Source organism: Streptomyces sp. NBC_00028, assembly GCF_045041065.1.
Lineage (GTDB): Bacteria > Actinomycetota > Actinomycetes > Streptomycetales > Streptomycetaceae > Streptomyces.
Window position 1 is genome coordinate 7319360 of sequence record NZ_CP108293.1, and the last position, 16418, is coordinate 7335777.

The 16418-nt window shown below is 69.9% G+C and carries 15 protein-coding genes; 13 read left to right on the top strand and 2 right to left on the bottom strand.

Annotated features, from left to right (window positions below):
• The first annotated feature begins 103 nt into the window (after positions 1 to 103).
• The 6 genes from ftsZ (at position 104) to OG885_RS32945 (ending at position 5139) form a co-directional block, all read left to right on the top strand.
• Complete coding sequence (gene ftsZ / locus OG885_RS32920; protein WP_399959278.1) at positions 104 to 1300, top strand: cell division protein FtsZ; 1197 nt, start codon at positions 104 to 106, stop codon at positions 1298 to 1300.
• Entirely contained in the window at positions 1297 to 2025 is a 729-nt protein-coding gene (pgeF, locus tag OG885_RS32925; RefSeq protein WP_405737878.1) for a peptidoglycan editing factor PgeF, read from the top strand. Before ftsZ ends, pgeF begins: the two co-directional genes overlap by 4 nt.
• A gap of 6 nt (positions 2026 to 2031) precedes the next feature.
• Positions 2032 to 2751, top strand: coding sequence for a YggS family pyridoxal phosphate-dependent enzyme (locus OG885_RS32930; RefSeq protein WP_405737879.1), 720 nt, complete (start codon positions 2032 to 2034; stop codon positions 2749 to 2751).
• Between the two features lie 129 nt (positions 2752 to 2880).
• Positions 2881 to 3522 (top strand): cell division protein SepF, encoded by a 642-nt coding sequence (locus OG885_RS32935; protein WP_329340175.1) that lies wholly within the window; start codon positions 2881 to 2883, stop codon positions 3520 to 3522.
• Positions 3523 to 3572: 50 nt separating this feature from the next.
• A complete protein-coding gene (locus OG885_RS32940; protein WP_004932337.1) occupies positions 3573 to 3863 on the top strand; it encodes a YggT family protein in 291 nt (96 codons plus the stop codon).
• Between the two features lie 52 nt (positions 3864 to 3915).
• The gene (locus OG885_RS32945) at positions 3916 to 5139 is read left to right on the top strand and encodes a DivIVA domain-containing protein (protein WP_405737880.1); all 1224 of its coding nucleotides are present in this window, start codon (positions 3916 to 3918) and stop codon (positions 5137 to 5139) included.
• A 246-nt stretch (positions 5140 to 5385) separates the two neighbouring features.
• Here OG885_RS32945 and ileS read toward each other — a convergent pair whose 3' ends face one another.
• The gene (gene ileS, locus OG885_RS32950; protein ID WP_405737881.1) at positions 5386 to 8529 is read right to left on the bottom strand and encodes an isoleucine--tRNA ligase; all 3144 of its coding nucleotides are present in this window, start codon (positions 8527 to 8529) and stop codon (positions 5386 to 5388) included.
• Between the two features lie 593 nt (positions 8530 to 9122).
• On the opposite strand from ileS, the gene OG885_RS32955 reads away from it, so the two are divergent.
• The 6 genes from OG885_RS32955 to OG885_RS32980 all read left to right on the top strand — a co-directional run bounded on the left by OG885_RS32955 (position 9123) and on the right by OG885_RS32980 (position 14593).
• Positions 9123 to 9995, top strand: a complete 873-nt coding sequence (locus OG885_RS32955) for a TraR/DksA family transcriptional regulator (protein ID WP_405737882.1) — start codon at positions 9123 to 9125, stop codon at positions 9993 to 9995.
• Positions 9996 to 10056: 61 nt separating this feature from the next.
• Positions 10057 to 10653 (top strand): signal peptidase II, encoded by a 597-nt coding sequence (lspA, locus tag OG885_RS32960; protein WP_405737883.1) that lies wholly within the window; start codon positions 10057 to 10059, stop codon positions 10651 to 10653.
• Positions 10654 to 10711: 58 nt separating this feature from the next.
• Positions 10712 to 11656, top strand: a complete 945-nt coding sequence (locus OG885_RS32965) for an RluA family pseudouridine synthase (protein WP_399959262.1) — start codon at positions 10712 to 10714, stop codon at positions 11654 to 11656.
• Positions 11653 to 12123 carry a GNAT family N-acetyltransferase gene (locus OG885_RS32970; RefSeq protein WP_405737884.1) on the top strand — a complete coding sequence of 157 codons (471 nt, stop codon included), beginning with the start codon at positions 11653 to 11655 and terminating at the stop codon, positions 12121 to 12123. The genes OG885_RS32965 and OG885_RS32970 overlap by 4 nt, the downstream gene beginning before the upstream one ends.
• A 73-nt stretch (positions 12124 to 12196) precedes the next feature.
• Complete coding sequence (locus OG885_RS32975; protein ID WP_405737885.1) at positions 12197 to 13783, top strand: Na+/H+ antiporter; 1587 nt, start codon at positions 12197 to 12199, stop codon at positions 13781 to 13783.
• A 69-nt stretch (positions 13784 to 13852) separates the two neighbouring features.
• Positions 13853 to 14593 (top strand): SDR family NAD(P)-dependent oxidoreductase, encoded by a 741-nt coding sequence (locus OG885_RS32980; RefSeq protein WP_405737886.1) that lies wholly within the window; start codon positions 13853 to 13855, stop codon positions 14591 to 14593.
• A 101-nt stretch (positions 14594 to 14694) separates the two neighbouring features.
• On the opposite strand, the gene OG885_RS32985 is transcribed toward OG885_RS32980, so the two are convergent.
• The gene (locus tag OG885_RS32985) at positions 14695 to 15810 is read right to left on the bottom strand and encodes a mechanosensitive ion channel family protein (protein ID WP_399959254.1); all 1116 of its coding nucleotides are present in this window, start codon (positions 15808 to 15810) and stop codon (positions 14695 to 14697) included.
• Positions 15811 to 15840: 30 nt separating this feature from the next.
• Here OG885_RS32985 and OG885_RS32990 point away from each other — a divergent pair, with 30 nt between their 5' ends.
• Positions 15841 to 16410, top strand: a complete 570-nt coding sequence (locus tag OG885_RS32990; RefSeq protein ID WP_405737887.1) for a dienelactone hydrolase family protein — start codon at positions 15841 to 15843, stop codon at positions 16408 to 16410.
• The last annotated feature ends 8 nt before the right edge of the window (positions 16411 to 16418 follow it).

Here is a 16418-nt window from a genome sequence, read left to right on the forward strand (position 1 = left end):
TAGGGTTCGGGTCGGCACTATGGACCGTCCCATTCGGCATCCGTCGCGTATCGCATGACCACGCGAGACGACGACACGTAACTCGAGGCGAGAGGCCTTCGACGTGGCAGCACCGCAGAACTACCTCGCAGTCATCAAAGTCATCGGTGTCGGCGGCGGTGGTGTCAATGCCATCAACCGGATGATCGAGGTCGGTCTCAAGGGCGTCGAGTTCATCGCCATCAACACCGACGCGCAGGCGCTGTTGATGAGCGACGCCGACGTCAAGCTCGACGTCGGCCGTGAACTCACCCGCGGACTCGGCGCCGGCGCCAACCCGGCCGTCGGCCGCAAGGCCGCCGAGGACCACCGCGAGGAGATCGAGGAGGTCCTCAAGGGGGCCGACATGGTCTTCGTGACGGCCGGCGAGGGCGGCGGCACCGGCACCGGCGGCGCGCCCGTCGTGGCCAACATCGCGCGTAACCTCGGCGCCCTCACCATCGGCGTCGTCACCCGCCCGTTCACCTTCGAGGGCCGGCGCCGCGCCAACCAGGCCGAGGACGGCATCGCGGAACTCCGCGAAGAGGTCGACACCCTCATCGTCATCCCCAACGACCGGCTGCTGTCCATCTCGGACCGCCAGGTCTCGGTCCTCGACGCCTTCAAGTCGGCCGACCAGGTCCTGCTCTCCGGTGTCCAGGGCATCACCGACCTCATCACCACGCCCGGTCTGATCAACCTCGACTTCGCCGACGTCAAGTCGGTCATGTCCGAGGCCGGTTCGGCCCTCATGGGCATCGGCTCGGCCCGCGGCGACGACCGCGCGGTGGCCGCCGCCGAGATGGCGATCTCCTCGCCGCTGCTGGAGGCGTCCATCGACGGCGCCCGAGGCGTGCTGCTCTCCATCTCCGGTGGCTCCGACCTCGGCCTCTTCGAGATCAACGAGGCCGCCCAACTGGTCAGCGAGGCCGCCCACCCCGAGGCCAACATCATCTTCGGCGCGGTCATCGACGACGCCCTCGGCGACGAGGTCCGGGTCACGGTCATCGCGGCCGGCTTCGACGGCGGCCAGCCGCCGGCCCGCCGGGACAACGTCCTCGGCTCGGCCTCCACCTCGGCCCGCCGCGAAGAGCCCACTCCGGTACGGCAGACCGAGTCCCGCCCGTCCTTCGGCTCGCTCGGCAGTGTCACGCCGAAGGAGGAGCCGGAGCCCGCGCCCGAGCCGGTGGCCGACCTCCCGGTCGCCCCGCCGGTCCCGCCGTCGCGCACCTACTCGGACAGCGCGGCCGAGGAACTGGACGTGCCGGACTTCCTGAAGTGATAGGACGGCGCGACACCGTGAGCGGCGCGCACTTCGCCTTCACCGACCGGTGGGGCGGGGTGAGCGCCGTTCCGTACGAGGAGCTCAATCTCGGCGGGGCGGTCGGCGACGACGCCGACGCCGTCCGCGTCAATCGTGAACTGGCCGCCAAGTCGCTGGGGATCGACCCGGCGCGGGTGGTGTGGATGAACCAGGTGCACGGGGCGGAGGTGGCGGTGGTCTCCGAGCCGTGGGGGGACCGGCCGGTACCGGAGGTCGACGCGATCGTCACCGCCGAACGCGGTCTCGCCCTCGCCGTCCTCACCGCCGACTGCACGCCCGTCCTGCTCGCCGACCCGGTCGCCCAGGTCGTCGCCGCGGCCCACGCGGGCCGGCCCGGCATGATCGCCGGGGTCGTCCCCGCCGCCGTACGGGCCATGACCGAACTCGGCGCCGATCCCGCCCGGATCGTCGCCCGCACCGGACCCGCCGTCTGCGGCCGGTGCTACGAAGTGCCGGAGGAGATGCGCGCCGACGTCGCCGCGATCGAGCCCGCGGCGTACGCCGAGACGAGTTGGGGCACCCCGGCCGTCGACGTGACCGCAGGAGTGCACGCACAGCTGGACCGGCTCGGGGTGCGCGACCGGGAGCAGTCGCCGGTGTGCACCCGGGAATCGGGCGACCACTTCTCGTACCGTCGCGATCGCACCACGGGGCGACTCGCGGGATATGTCTGGTTGGACTGAGAGAGCATGACGGACCGTAAGGGCGAACTCGCCGCGAACCTGGCGAGGGTGGAGGAGCGCATCGCTGCCGCGTGCGTGGCCGCGGGGCGCAAACGCGAAGAGGTGACCCTGATCGTGGTCACCAAGACCTACCCCGCGAGCGATGTGCGGATCCTGTCGGAACTCGGTGTCCGCGACGTCGCCGAGAACAAGGATCAGGACGCGGCTCCCAAGGCCGCCGAATGTTCTGATCTGTCCCTTAATTGGCACTTCGTCGGTCAGCTTCAGACCAACAAGGTGCGTTCTGTGGTCGGTTACGCGGATCTCGTACAGTCCGTGGATCGTTCGAAGCTGGTGACGGCTCTCTCCAAGGAGGCCGTACGGGCCGAGCGCGAGGTGGGGTGTCTGCTCCAGGTCGCGCTCGACGCGGAGGCGAGCGAGCGCGGGGAGCGGGGTGGCGTAGCGCCCGGCGGAATCGAAGAGTTGGCCGACCTCGTCGCCGGGGCTCCGGGGCTGCGGCTCGACGGACTGATGACCGTCGCACCGCTCACCGGGGAGTACGCGGGGCGCCAACAGGCGGCGTTCGAGCGGTTGATGGATTTGTCGACCGACCTGCGCCGAGCCCATCCGGCTGCGAACATGGTCTCGGCAGGGATGAGTGCGGATCTCGAACAGGCCGTGGCCGCCGGAGCGACACATGTACGCGTCGGTACCGCGGTACTCGGAGTCCGCGCGAGGCTCGGGTAACGTCGCCAAGAAGTCGGACCACAGCAGAAAATATGGTCATTACCGCCGGAAGGCGGGCGTAACGACCTCGTGGATCGCAGGCACTTGGCAGTCGTCAGCAGATCCACCACAGAGCGGAGGACTCAGAGCATGGCCGGCGCGATGCGCAAGATGGCGGTCTACCTCGGCCTCGTGGAGGACGATGGGTACGACGGCCGCGGTTTCGACCCCGACGACGACTTCGAACCCGAACTGGACCCGGAGCCCGAGCGGGACCACCGGCGGCACGAGCCGGTGCACCAGTCGCACAGTGCACATCAGTCCCAAAGGGACGAAGAGGTGCGAATCGTACAACCCTCCACCCCTCGTGAGCCGCTCGCCCGTTCCGCTTCGCTAGCCGCGGAATCCGGACGTCCGGCGCGCATCGCGCCCGTGGCGTCCATCACACAAGAACGCCAGAGCCTGGAGAAGAACGCACCGGTGATCATGCCCAAGGTCGTGTCCGAACGAGAGCCTTACCGGATCACCACGCTTCACCCGCGGACCTACAACGAGGCCCGTACCATCGGGGAACACTTCCGTGAGGGCACCCCGGTGATCATGAATCTCACTGAGATGGATGACACAGACGCGAAGCGACTTGTCGACTTTGCGGCCGGTTTGGTGTTTGGTCTTCACGGCAGCATCGAGCGGGTGACGCAGAAGGTGTTCCTGTTGTCGCCTGCTAACGTCGATGTCACGGCGGAGGACAAGGCCCGTATCGCAGAGGGCGGGTTCTTCAACCAGAGCTGAGACAGACAGACCGGCAACAGCACGAAACAGGGGAGAGGGAAAGAAAGACCATGAGCGTGTTCGCGCAGGTGATCTACATCGCGCTGATGGTGTTCCTCATCGTGCTCATCTTCCGGTTGGTCATGGACTACGTCTTCCAGTTCGCCCGCTCGTGGCAACCTGGCAAGGCGATGGTGGTCGTCCTGGAGGCCACCTACACTGTCACCGATCCACCGCTGAAGCTTCTGCGGCGGTTCATTCCGCCGCTGCGTCTCGGGGGCGTGGCGCTCGACCTGTCCTTCTTCGTACTGATGATCATCGTCTACATCTTGATCTCTATCGTGGGCAATCTCGCGAGGTGACAGTGGACGATACGGTCTTGCCGACTGCCGATGACTACGTTGAGGTGAAGAGATGCCGTTGACCCCCGAGGACGTGCGGAACAAGCAGTTCACGACCGTCCGCCTCCGAGAAGGCTATGACGAGGACGAGGTCGATGCCTTCCTCGATGAGGTCGAAGCCGAACTGACGCGCCTGCTGCGCGAGAACGAGGACCTGCGCGCCAAGTTGGCCGCGGCGACGCGTGCCGCTGCTCAGAACCAGCAGAACATGCGCAAGCCCCCCGAGGGTCCTGGTGGTCCCGGTCCGCAGGACCAGCAGCAGGGCATGCCCCAGCAGGGGATGCCCGGGCAGGGCATGCAGCAGCAGGGGATGCCGCAGCAGGGCATGCGTGGGCCCGGCGGCCCCGTGCCCGCCGGCATATCTGGCCCGCCGCAGCAGCAGATGGGTGGCCCCATGGGCGGCCCGCCCCAGCTGCCGAGCGGTGCGCCGCAGCTGCCTGCCGGCCCGAGCGGCGGCCAGGGTGGCCCGCAGGGTCCCGGTCCGATGGGCCAGGGTCCGATGGGCCAGGGCCCCATGGGCCAGGGTCAGATGGGTCAGGGCCCCATGGGTGGTCAGCCGCCCATGCAGCAGCAGATGGGTGGCCCGATGGGCGGCCCCATGGGCGGTCCGATGGGCGGCCCCGGTCAGGGCCCCGGTGGCGACAGCGCCGCCCGTGTCCTCTCGCTGGCCCAGCAGACCGCCGACCAGGCGATCGCCGAGGCCCGTTCCGAGGCCAACAAGATCGTCGGCGAGGCCCGTTCGCGTGCCGAGGGTCTGGAGCGTGACGCCCGTGCCAAGGCCGACGCCCTGGAGCGGGACGCGCAGGAGAAGCACCGCGTCGCGATGGGCTCCCTGGAGTCCGCCCGCGCCACGCTGGAGCGCAAGGTCGAGGACCTGCGCGGCTTCGAGCGCGAGTACCGCACGCGTCTGAAGTCCTACCTGGAGTCGCAGCTGCGTCAGTTGGAGACCCAGGCCGACGACTCGCTGGCTCCGCCGCGTACCCCGGCGACCGCGTCGCTGCCGCCGTCCCCGGCGCCCTCGATGGCTCCGGCCGGTGCGAGCGCCCCGTCGTACGGTGGCAACCCGGGCGGCATGGGCGGTGCTCCGGCGCCGGCCGCTCCGTCCTACGGCGGTCAGCAGCAGATGTCGCCCGCGATGACCCAGCCGATGGCTCCGGTCCGGCCGCAGGGTCCGTCGCCGATGGGGCAGGCTCCCTCGCCGATGCGTGGGTTCCTGATCGACGAGGACGACAACTGACGAGTTGTAGTACGCCTTAGGCGTCGGCAGCGTTCAAAGGGGCGAGCCCTGGACTCCGGTCCGGGGCTCGCCCCTTTTACGCGAGTTGCTCCGCAGGGTGCGGGGTCAGGTCGGCTGGCGGCTGCGGGTTCGATGTGGCTGGTCGCGCAGTTCCCCGCGCCCCTAGGTTGGTGCAGCTGGCGGCCGTTTCATGGCGAAGGCCCGGTCTCCCCACGCGGGGAGACCGGGCCTTCATAAGCCGCGCGCTTACGCCTTGCGCAGGCGGAACGTCAGGGACAGGCCCTCGTCGGTGAAGGTCTCGCCGTATGTGGCGTCTGCCTCGCCCTGGTTGAAGTCCGTCGACAGGACCTCGTCGGCGATCAGGCCTGCGTGTTCCGTCAGGGCCGCGATGACCGCCGGGTCCGTGGACGTCCAGCGCAGCGCGATGCGGTCGGCTACGTCCAGGCCGCTGTTCTTGCGGGCCTCCTGGATCAGGCGGATCGCGTCACGGGCGAGGCCCGCCTGGCGGAGCTCCTCCGTGATCTCCAGGTCCAGGGCGACCGTCGCACCGGAGTCGGAGGCGACCGACCAGCCCTCGCGCGGGGTCTCCGTGATGATGACCTCGTCGGGAGCGAGCGTGATGGTCTCGCCGTCGACCTCGACCGAGGCCGTGCCCTCGCGAAGGGCGAGGGAGAGGACCGCCGCGTCCGCGTTGGCCACCGCCTTCGCCACGTCCTGGACCCGCTTGCCGAACCGCTTGCCCAGGGCGCGGAAGTTGGCCTTGGCGGTGGTGTCGACCAGGCTGCCGCCGACCTCGGAGAGGGACGCCAGGGACTCGACGTTCAGCTCTTCCGTGATCTGTGCGTGCAGTTCGGGGTTGAGAGTGTCGAAGCCGGTCACCGCGACCAGCGCGCGCCTCAGCGGCTGACGGGTCTTCACGCCCGACTCCGCGCGCGTGGCTCGGCCCAGCTCGACGAGCCGGCGGACGAGGACCATCTGCCGCGACAACTCCGGGTCGATGGCGGCGAGATCGGCCTCCGGCCACTCGGCCAGGTGGACCGACTCGGGCGCGCCCGGGGTCACCGGGACGACCAGGTCCTGCCAGACCCGCTCGGTGATGAACGGGGTCAGCGGGGCCATCAGCCTCGTCACCGTCTCGACGACCTCGTGCAGCGTGCGCAGCGCGGCCTTGTCGCCCTGCCAGAAGCGGCGACGCGAGCGGCGGACGTACCAGTTGGACAGGTCGTCGACGAACGCCGAGAGGAGCTTGCCGGCGCGCTGGGTGTCGTACGCCTCCAGAGCCTGCGTCACCTGGTCGGTGAGCGCGTGGAGTTCGGACAGCAGCCAGCGGTCGAGGACCGGGCGGTCGGCCGGGGCCGGGTCGGCCGCGGACGGGGCCCAGTTGGACGTACGGGCGTACAGGGCCTGGAAGGCGACCGTGTTCCAGTACGTGAGGAGCGTCTTGCGGACGACCTCCTGGATGGTGCCGTGGCCCACGCGGCGGGCCGCCCACGGGGAGCCGCCGGCCGCCATGAACCAGCGGACCGCGTCGGCGCCGTGCTGGTCCATCAGCGGGATCGGCTGAAGGATGTTGCCCAGGTGCTTGGACATCTTGCGGCCGTCCTCGGCGAGGATGTGGCCGAGGCAGACGACGTTCTCGTACGACGACTTGTCGAAGACCAGGGTGCCGACGGCCATCAGGGTGTAGAACCAGCCGCGGGTCTGGTCGATGGCCTCGCTGATGAACTGGGCCGGGTAGCGGGACTCGAAGAGTTCCTTGTTCTTGTACGGGTAGCCCCACTGCGCGAACGGCATCGAACCCGAGTCGTACCAGGCGTCGATGACCTCGGGCACGCGCGTGGCCGTCCTGCCGCAGGCGTCCTTGGGGCAGGCGAAGGTGACGTCGTCGATGAACGGGCGGTGCGGGTCCAGGTTCGACTGGTCCGTGCCCGTCAGCTCGGTGAGCTCCGCGCGGGAGCCGACGCAGGTGAGGTGGTCGTCCTCGCAGCGCCAGATCGGCAGCGGGGTGCCCCAGTAGCGGTTGCGGGACAGCGCCCAGTCGATGTTGTTGTTCAGCCAGTCGCCGTACCGGCCGTGCTTGACCGTGTCCGGGAACCAGTTGGTGTTCTCGTTCTCCTGGAGGAGACGGTCCTTGATGGCCGTGGTGCGGATGTACCAGGACGGCTGCGCGTAGTAGAGCAGCGCGGTGTGGCAGCGCCAGCAGTGGGGGTAGCTGTGCTCGTACGGGATGTGCTTGAAGAGGAGGCCGCGGTCGTGGAGGTCTTCCGTGAGCTTCTCGTCGGCCTTCTTGAAGAAGACGCCGCCTACGAGGGGGACGTCCTCCTCGAAGGTGCCGTCGGGGCGGACCGGGTTCACGACCGGGAGGCCGTAGGCGCGGCAGACCTTGAGGTCGTCCTCACCGAAGGCGGGGGACTGGTGGACCAGACCCGTGCCGTCCTCGGTCGTGACGTACTCCGCGTTCACCACGTAGTGGGCGGGCTCGGGGAACTCCACGAGCTCGAACGGACGCTGATACGTCCAGCGCTCCATCTCGGTGCCCGTGAAGGACCGGCCGGTGGTCTCCCAGCCCTCGCCGAGCGCCTTGCCGACGAGCGGCTCGGCGACGACGACCTTCTCCTCGCCGTTCGTGGCGACGACGTAGGTGACGTCGGGGTGGGCGGCGACCGCCGTGTTGGACACCAGCGTCCAGGGGGTCGTCGTCCAGACCAGGAGCGCGGCCTCGCCGGCGAGCGGGCCGGAGGTGAGCGGGAAGCGGACGTACACGGACGGGTCGACGACCGTCTCGTAGCCCTGCGCCAGCTCGTGGTCCGAGAGGCCGGTGCCGCAGCGGGGGCACCACGGGGCGACGCGGTGGTCCTGGACCAGCAGGTCCTTGTTGAAGATCTCCTTGAGCGACCACCAGACCGATTCGATGTACTCGGGGTCCATCGTGACGTAGGCGTCGTCCAGGTCGACCCAGTAGCCCATGCGGGTCGTCAGCTCGGAGAACGCGTCGGTGTGGCGCAAGACGGAGTCGCGGCAGCGGGCGTTGAACTCGGCGATGCCATACGCCTCGATGTCCTGCTTGCCGCTGAAGCCGAGCTCCTTCTCCACCGCGAGCTCGACCGGGAGGCCGTGGCAGTCCCAGCCGGCCTTGCGGGCCACGTGGTAGCCGCGCATGGTGCGGAAGCGGGGGAAGACGTCCTTGAAGACGCGGGCCTCGATGTGGTGGGCGCCGGGCATGCCGTTGGCGGTGGGCGGGCCCTCGTAGAACACCCATTCGGGGCGGCCCTCGGACTGCTCCAGGGACTTGGCGAAGATCTTCTGCTCGCGCCAGAAGTCGAGCACGGCGTGCTCGAGGGCGGGCAGGTCGACCTGGGCGGGCACCTGGCGGTACTGCGGCGTTGTCATCAGCGAGCTTCCTCCGGCGGACTTGCTGCCTTCCGTCCGGAGGGACGAGAGCTTGTCTTTCCGTACGCCGGTGTCGGCGCGCTCCCGCGGTACCACCCTCCTTGGCTCCCCTGTGCGCCGTACACACCGGTGAGCCCCCTCATTGGGGTCGCGATGCCGGGTCTACTGGCCCTGGAGGGCTTTCTTCCGGCGGCTCCGGGGTGATCTTCACGTCGCGCTCGCCCCCGGGCTTCCACCGTCCCCGGGTCGCTCTGGGCTGCGTACGCCGCTACTCGTCCCCATCCACGCTTTTCGCTCCGCCCAGTGTACGGCGCCGCGCGGACAGCGGCCGACCGGATTTTCCGGGCCCGGGAGCGGGGGCGTCGAGGGCCTCGGGGTGACCCGAATGGAGCGGTACGCGTGTTCGGATTCCGGGACGTGCGATCCGGCGGATTACCCGGCGGGGAGCTGGGCACAACGCTTGCATGCCTGGCGTGCTCTCTGCGTGAGGCGGGCGAATCGGGCGGTGCGCCCCGTTGCCGCGGGACTCAAGTCGATTTATCGTCCCAGCACGATTCGCGTGCAAGATCACAATATGTGAAGGGGCCGCGGCCATGGTGGCGAAGAAGACCGCCGATCAGAAGTCGGCGTCGGGCAGATCCACACATGCCTCCGGCGGTGCGGCCAAGGACGTGGACGGGAAGAAGGCGGTGGGGGCGGCCGCCAAGAAGCCGACGGCCAAGAAGGCCGTGAGCAAGAAGGCAACGGCCAGGAAGACCGCCGCGACGAAGGCGGCGGAGACGGCGGAGACGCCGGGGGAGAAGGCGGCGGTGAAGAAGACGGCCGCCAGGAAGACCGCTGCCGCGAAGAGCACCACCTCGAAGACCACGAAGAGCACGAAAAGCACGAAGAGCACCTCCACGAAGAGTGCGGCCGACGAGAGCGCGGCCGGGAAGACGGCCAAGAAGGCGGGCGCGGCGCAGGCCGCGAAGCAGACGGGAGCCACGACAGTGGTTGCGAAGAAGACTCCTGGCACGGCCACGGCGGCGAAGACGGCCGTCCCCAAGGCACGCCTCGCCGCGGCGGAGCCGGGTGAGCTCGCGGTCCGCCCCGGCGAGGACCCCTGGACCCCGGAGGAGGTCGCGGAGGCGCGCGCCGAGCTGCAGTCCGAGGCGCTGCGGCTGGGCGCCGAGATCACGACGTCCGAGGAGTCCCTGGCGGGCCTGATGCGGGACTCCGGGGACGGCGCGGGCGACGACGAGGCCGACACCGGCACCAAGAACATCACGCGCGAGCACGAGATGGCCCTCGCGGCCAACGCGCGCGAGATGCTCGAACAGACCGAGCGGGCACTGGACCGGCTCGACGCGGGTACCTACGGGCTGTGCGAGAACTGCGGCAACCCGATCGGCAAGGCGCGGATGCAGGCGTTCCCGCGCGCGACCCTGTGCGTCGAGTGCAAGCAGAAGCAGGAACGCCGGTACTGAGGGCCCGCAGGGGTGTGCCGTACCCTCGTCCTCAGTCAGGCACCTAGGTTGAGGGACTCACGTGACCGAAGCGGAGCGCATGATCGGTACGCCGGACACCCCTGAGGGGGGCGGGGCCGAGCCGGAGCGGGCAGTCGGGCAGGAGGGCGTCGAGGAGCGGCCCCGGCCCAGGGGCAAGCGCCGGATCGCCGTGCTGTTCGCCGTCGCCGCTTTCGCGTACCTCCTCGACCTCGGCAGCAAGCTGCTCGTCGTGGCCAAGCTGGAGCACCACGCGCCGATCGAGATCATCGGGGACTGGCTGAAGTTCGAGGCGATCCGCAACGCGGGCGCCGCCTTCGGCTTCGGCGAGGCCTTCACCGTGATCTTCACGGTGATCGCGGCGGCCGTGATCGTGGTCATCGCCCGCCTCGCCCGCAAGCTCTACAGCCTGCCCTGGGCGATCGCCCTCGGCCTGCTGCTGGGCGGAGCGCTCGGCAACCTCACCGACCGGATCTTCCGCTCGCCCGGCGTCTTCGAGGGCGCGGTCGTCGACTTCATCGCGCCGAAGCACTTCGCGGTGTTCAACCTGGCCGACTCGGCGATCGTGTGCGGCGGCATCCTGATCGTGCTGCTGTCCTTCAAGGGCCTCGACCCGGACGGCACCGTCCACAAGGACTGAGCCCCGGTTTTCCACAGGCTCGTGCGGGGTGCCGGATCCGGTCCGGCATACTCGACGGGTGAGCACGATTCCCGAGATCCGAACCCTGCCCGTGCCGGACGGCCTGGAGGGCGAGCGCGTCGACGCCGCCATCTCCCGGATGTTCGGCTTCTCCCGCACCAAGGCGGCCGAGCTGGCGGCGGCGGGCAAGGTCCAGGTCGACGGGGCCGTGGTCGGCAAGTCCGAGCGCGTGCACGGCGGTGCCTGGCTGGAGGTCGAGATGCCCGGCGCGCCCGCGCCCGTTCAGATCGTCGCCGAGCCGGTCGAGGGCATGGAGATCATCCATGACGACGACGACGTGGTCGTCATCGTCAAGCCCGTAGGGGTCGCCGCCCATCCGTCGCCCGGCTGGACAGGACCGACCGTCATCGGCGGCCTCGCCGCTGCCGGGTACCGCATCTCGACCTCCGGCGCCGCTGAGCGCCAGGGCATCGTGCACCGCCTCGACGTCGGCACCTCGGGCCTGATGGTGGTCGCCAAGTCCGAGCGCGCGTACACCTCGCTCAAGCGCCAGTTCAAGGAGCGCACGGTCGACAAGCGCTACCACACCCTCGTCCAGGGCCACCCGGACCCGACGAGCGGCACCATCGACGCCCCCATCGGCCGCCACCCGAACCACGACTACAAGTGGGCGGTCACCGCCGAGGGCAAGGCGTCGATCACGCACTACGACCTCATCGAGGCGTTCCGCGCGGCCTCCCTGCTCGACGTGAAGCTGGAGACGGGCCGCACCCACCAGATCCGCGTCCACATGGCCGCCCACCGCCACCCCTGCGTCGGCGACCTCACCTACGGCGCCGACCCGACCCTCGCCAAGCGGCTGCGTCTGACCCGGCAGTGGCTGCACGCGGTCCGCCTGGGCTTCGAGCACCCCGGGGACGGGCAGTGGGTCGAGTTCGCCAGCGACTACCCGGAGGACCTCCAGCAGGCCCTCGACCAGGTCCGCGAGGAGACGTACGCGTGAGCCGGCCGTCGTACACCGTGCGGGTCGCCGAGGACCCCGCCGACCGGGAGATGTGCTTCGCCGTGCGCAAGCAGGTCTTCGTCGTCGAGCAGGGCGTCCCCGAGGACCTGGAGTACGACGCGTACGACGCCGTGGCGGTGCATGTGCTGGCCGTGCGGGACGACGGGATGGCGCTGGGCACCGGGCGGCTGCTGTTCGGTCCCCGGGCCGCCGAGAAGGTCGGCGGCGATCTCACCCTGGGTTCGCTGGGACGGCTCGCGGTCGCCGAGGAGGCGCGCGGTCTCGGCGTCGGCGTGGCGCTCGTACGGGCCATCGAGGACGCGGCACGCGCGCGGGGGCTCGCGGCGGTGGATCTGCACGCGCAGACGCACGCGCTGGGGTTCTACGAGCGGCTCGGGTACGAGGCGTACGGGCCCGAGTACCTGGAGGCGGAGATTCCGCACCAGGGGATGCGGCGCGCGCTGTAACTGATCGGCGTGGCCGTCATGGCAGGCTGGATGGCTGGAGATTCCTGCTCGTCCGACCCGCCGGAGCCTGACCGTGGATCAGTTGGCCCTGCTGTTCATGCTGTTGCTCGGGGCCGTGGTGAGCGTCCCGGTGGGGGACCGGTTCAAATTGCCGGCGCCGGTGCTCATGACGCTCCTCGGCATCGTCCTCGCGCTGCTCGACTTCGTGCCCAACGTCGACGTCGCGCCCGATCTCATCCTGCCGCTCCTGCTGCCGCCGCTGCTCTACGCGGCCGTACGCCGCACCTCCTGGCGGCAGTTCGCGGCCAACGTACGGCCGATCCTGCTGCTGGCCGTGGCGCTGGTGTTCGTCACCACCCTGTGCGTGGCCGCCGTCGCCCAGGCGATCGTGCCGGGGCTGCCGATCGCCGCCGCCGTGGCGCTCGGCGCGCTGGTCGCGCCGCCCGACCCGGTCGCGGCGACCGCCGTAGCCGGACAACTGGGGCTGCCGCGGCGGCTGGTGTCGATCCTGGAGGGCGAGGGGCTCTTCAACGACGTCACGGCGATCGTGCTGTACCACGTGGCGATTGCCGCGGCCGTCAGTGGCTCCTTCCACGTCGGCGAGGCCGCGCTTGAGCTGGTGCTGTCCGCGGTCGTCGCTCTCGTCGTGGGGGTGGTCCTCGGCTGGTGCGCCAACAAGCTGATGGACCTGCTCGACGACACGACCCTCCAGATCGGCCTCACGCTCCTGGTGCCGTACGCCTCCTACGTCATGGCCGAGGAACTGCACGGCTCCGGGGTGCTCGCGGTGCTCACCACCGCGCTGTTCCTCGCCGAGTACGCCACCGACCCCGACGACGTGGCCACCCGGCTGGCCGGGCACACCTTCTGGGACATCGTCGACACGCTCGTCACCGGCGTCGCCTTCGGGCTGATCGGCCTCGAACTGCACAACGCCGTCCGTACCGCGTCCGGGCGGTGGGGCGAGATGCTCGGCTGGGCCGCCACGATCGTCGCGGTCGTCGTCCTCGTACGCCTGCTGTGGCTGCTGCCCGCGACCTGGGTCGCCAAGCGGCTGCACGCGAAGCAGGACTACGACGAGGAGATCCCGATGACCTGGCGGGAGACCGTCGTCATGTGGTGGTCGGGGATGCGGGGAGTGGCGTCCGTGGCCTTGGCGCTGGCGATCCCGCTGAAGACCGACGACGGGGGCGCCTTCCCCGACCGGGACGAGATCGTGTTCATCGCGTTCGGCGTCATCATGGCCACCCTCGTGCTCCAGGGGCTGACCCTGCCGTGGCTGGTCAAGAAGCTCGGCGTGAAGGCTGACACCGCGCGGGAGAAGGAGTTCGAGAAGACCCTCGCCATCCGCGCCGCCAAGGCCGCCAAGCGGCGGCTGAAGGAGATCGAGGACGTCGAGGAGCTGCCGGAGGAGCTGTCCGAGCAGATGCTGCGGCGGGCCTTCGACATCGGCGTGCGGATCAGTCCCGACATGGGGGACGAGGAGCGGCGCGAGGCGCATCAGCAGCGGGTGAAGCGGTTGAAGCGGGTGCGGCGTATCCAGGGCGAGATGATGAGCGCGGCGCGGCACGAGGTGATGGCGGCGCGCAGTGAGCCGGGGGCGGATCCGGAGGTGGTGGACCGGGTGTTGAGGCACCTCGACGTGCGCAGTCTGCGCTGACCTGGCAGTCGTATGACCTTCGTGTGAACACGGATGACGGGAGCCACCGCCCCTTTTTAGGGTGGGTTCATGGCTCGCAACGTGGTGATCAGTGGTGGTGGAACGGGAATCGGGCTCGCCGCGGCCCGTGTCTTCGCGGCGGACGGGGATCGAGTGCTGCTCCTCGGGCGGCGCAAGGAAGTGCTGGAGCAGGCCGGGGTGCCCGGGGCGCTGACGTATGCCGCCGATCTCAGTGACACGGCCGATGTGCGCGGGGTGGCCGAGTTCGTCGGGCGGGAGCTCGGGGCCGTGGATGTCCTGGTCCACAGTGCCGGCGGGACCGGACAGCTCGAACCCGCCGTCACCGGTGACGATCCGCTGGACGCCGTCGCGCACAACTGGACCGTCAACTTCCGGCTCAATCTGCTGACCGCCGCGCTGCTCACCGAGGCCCTCAAGGACCGGCTCGCCTCGCCGGGCGGGCGGGTGCTGTTCGTCAGCTCCATCGCCGCCTACCGGGGGTCGGGGAGCGGGGCGTACGCGGCGGCCAAGGCCGGGCTCCATCCGTACGCCCATGATCTGGCGCGGGATCTCGGCCCGCGCGGCATCACCGTGAACGTCGTCGCGCCCGGCTACATCGAGGACACCGAGTTCTTCGGCGGTGCCATCGACCCCGCCCGGCGCGAGCGGCTCATCGACGACACCGCCAACGGCCGCGCCGGGAACCCCGGGGACATCGCGGAGACGCTGCACTGGCTGGCCTCGCCCGGCGCCGGCCATGTGACCTCGCAGGTCTTGCAGGTCAACGGGGGCGCCGAGCGGGGGCGTTGAGGCGTCTGTTCTGCTGGGGGCCCGGGGGTCGCCCCCCGGGTGGGTGCAGCACGTCGCAGATCTTGCAGGTCAACGGGCGCGCCGAGCGGGGCAATCGATGGTCAGCGGCTCTGCCTCGGGGGCTCGTGCATCCGGCGGGGCGCGCCGTCCGGGGAGGCGGACGGGCGGGCGCCGTTGGAGCCCGGGGGCAGGGCCGAGTCGGCCGTGTTGACGCGGGGCAGGGCGTAGGGGTGGCGGGCGGTCAGCCAGCGGATCATCTGCTCGCGGACCGTGACCCGCACCTTCCAGATGTCGTCGGCGTCCTTGGCGGTCACCAGGGCCCGCACCTGCATGGTGTTGGGCGTCGAGTCCGTGACCGTCAGATCACAGGCGCGGCCGTCCCACGCCGGGCACTCGCGGAGGATGTCGCGGAGCTTCTCGCGCATCGCCTCCATCGGCGCCGAGTGGTCCAGATGCCAGTAGACGATGCCGGTCATCTGGGCCCCGCCGCGCGACCAGTTCTCGAAGGGCTTCGAGGTGAAGTACGACACAGGCATGGTGATCCGGCGCTCGTCCCAGGTCCTGACCGTCAGGAACGTGAGGGTGATCTCCTCGACCGTGCCCCATTCGCCGTCCACCACGACCGTGTCCCCTATGCGGACCATGTCGCCGAACGCGATCTGCAGCCCCGCGAACATGTTGCTCAGCGTGGACTGCGCCGCGACACCGGCGACGATGCCGAGAATGCCGGCCGAGGCCAGCAGTGAGGCACCGGCCGCGCGCATCGCCGGGAACGTCAGCAGCATCGCGGCGGTTGCCACGACGGCGACGACCGCGGTGACCACCCGTGTGATGAGAGTCACCTGGGTACGGACCCGGCGGACCCGCGCGGGATCGCGCTGGGCGCGGGAGTAGCGCGTGTACGTCGTCTCGACGACCGCCGCCGCGATCCGGATCATCAGCCATGCCGTCGCCCCGATGAGGACCAGCGTCAGGGTCCGGCCGATACCGACCCGGTGCTCCACCAGCACCCGTGCCTCGTCGTACGACCCTCTGAGCAGGGCCGCGAAGATGACGAGCTGGTAGGGGATGCGGCCGCGGCGCAGCAGACCCCACAGGGGGGTCTCGCTCTGCCGTTGGTCGGCCTTGCGCATCAGCAGATCGGTGGCCCAGCCGATGAGAAGCGTGAGCACGACCGAGCCACCGACGACGATCAGCGGGCGCAGTACGTTCTCCATGCCTCCGACCGTACTGGCACGATGGGGCTCATGAACATCATGCTCTTTCACTCGACGTACGGTCTGCGGCCCGCGGTGCGCGCGGCGGCGGACCGGCTGCGCGCCGCCGGACACCAGGTCTGGACGCCGGACCTCTTCGAGGGCAGCACGTTCGAGACGGTCGAGGAGGGCATGGAGTTCAAGGACAGCATCGGCAAGGACGAGCTGCTGAAGCGTGCCGTGCTGGCCGCCGCGCCCTATTCGGAGCGGGGGCTCGTCTACGCCGGGTTCTCGTTCGGCGCTTCCGTCGCGCAGACCCTCGCCCTCGGCGACGACAAGGCGCGCGGGCTGCTGCTTCTGCACGGCACCTCGGACATCGCGGCCAACGCGGCCGTGGACGAGCTGCCGGTCCAGCTGCATGTCGCCGAGCCGGACCAGTTCGAGACGGACGACTGGCTGAGTTCCTGGTATCTCCAGATGGGCCGTGCGGGCGCGGACGTGGAGATCTACCGGTACGCCGGGGCCGGCCACCTCTACACCGACCCCGACCTGCCCGACTACGACGAGGAGGCCGCCGAGGCCACCTGGCGGGTGGCGCTCGGCTTCCTGGAGACCCTCTAGGTCAGCCG

Excerpts from the sequence above, each read along its gene's own strand:
- OG885_RS32930 (WP_405737879.1), top strand. The coding sequence starts at position 2,032 with ATGACGGACCGTAAGGGCGAACTCGCCGCGAACCTGGCGAGGGTGGAG.
- OG885_RS32935 (WP_329340175.1), top strand. The coding sequence starts at position 2,881 with ATGGCCGGCGCGATGCGCAAGATGGCGGTCTACCTCGGCCTCGTGGAG.
- OG885_RS32940 (WP_004932337.1), top strand. The coding sequence starts at position 3,573 with ATGAGCGTGTTCGCGCAGGTGATCTACATCGCGCTGATGGTGTTCCTC.
- OG885_RS32945 (WP_405737880.1), top strand. The coding sequence starts at position 3,916 with ATGCCGTTGACCCCCGAGGACGTGCGGAACAAGCAGTTCACGACCGTC.
- ileS (WP_405737881.1), bottom strand. The coding sequence starts at position 8,529 with ATGACAACGCCGCAGTACCGCCAGGTGCCCGCCCAGGTCGACCTGCCC.
- OG885_RS32955 (WP_405737882.1), top strand. The coding sequence starts at position 9,123 with ATGGTGGCGAAGAAGACCGCCGATCAGAAGTCGGCGTCGGGCAGATCC.
- OG885_RS32980 (WP_405737886.1), top strand. The coding sequence starts at position 13,853 with ATGGCTCGCAACGTGGTGATCAGTGGTGGTGGAACGGGAATCGGGCTC.
- OG885_RS32985 (WP_399959254.1), bottom strand. The coding sequence starts at position 15,810 with ATGGAGAACGTACTGCGCCCGCTGATCGTCGTCGGTGGCTCGGTCGTG.
- OG885_RS32990 (WP_405737887.1), top strand. The coding sequence starts at position 15,841 with ATGAACATCATGCTCTTTCACTCGACGTACGGTCTGCGGCCCGCGGTG.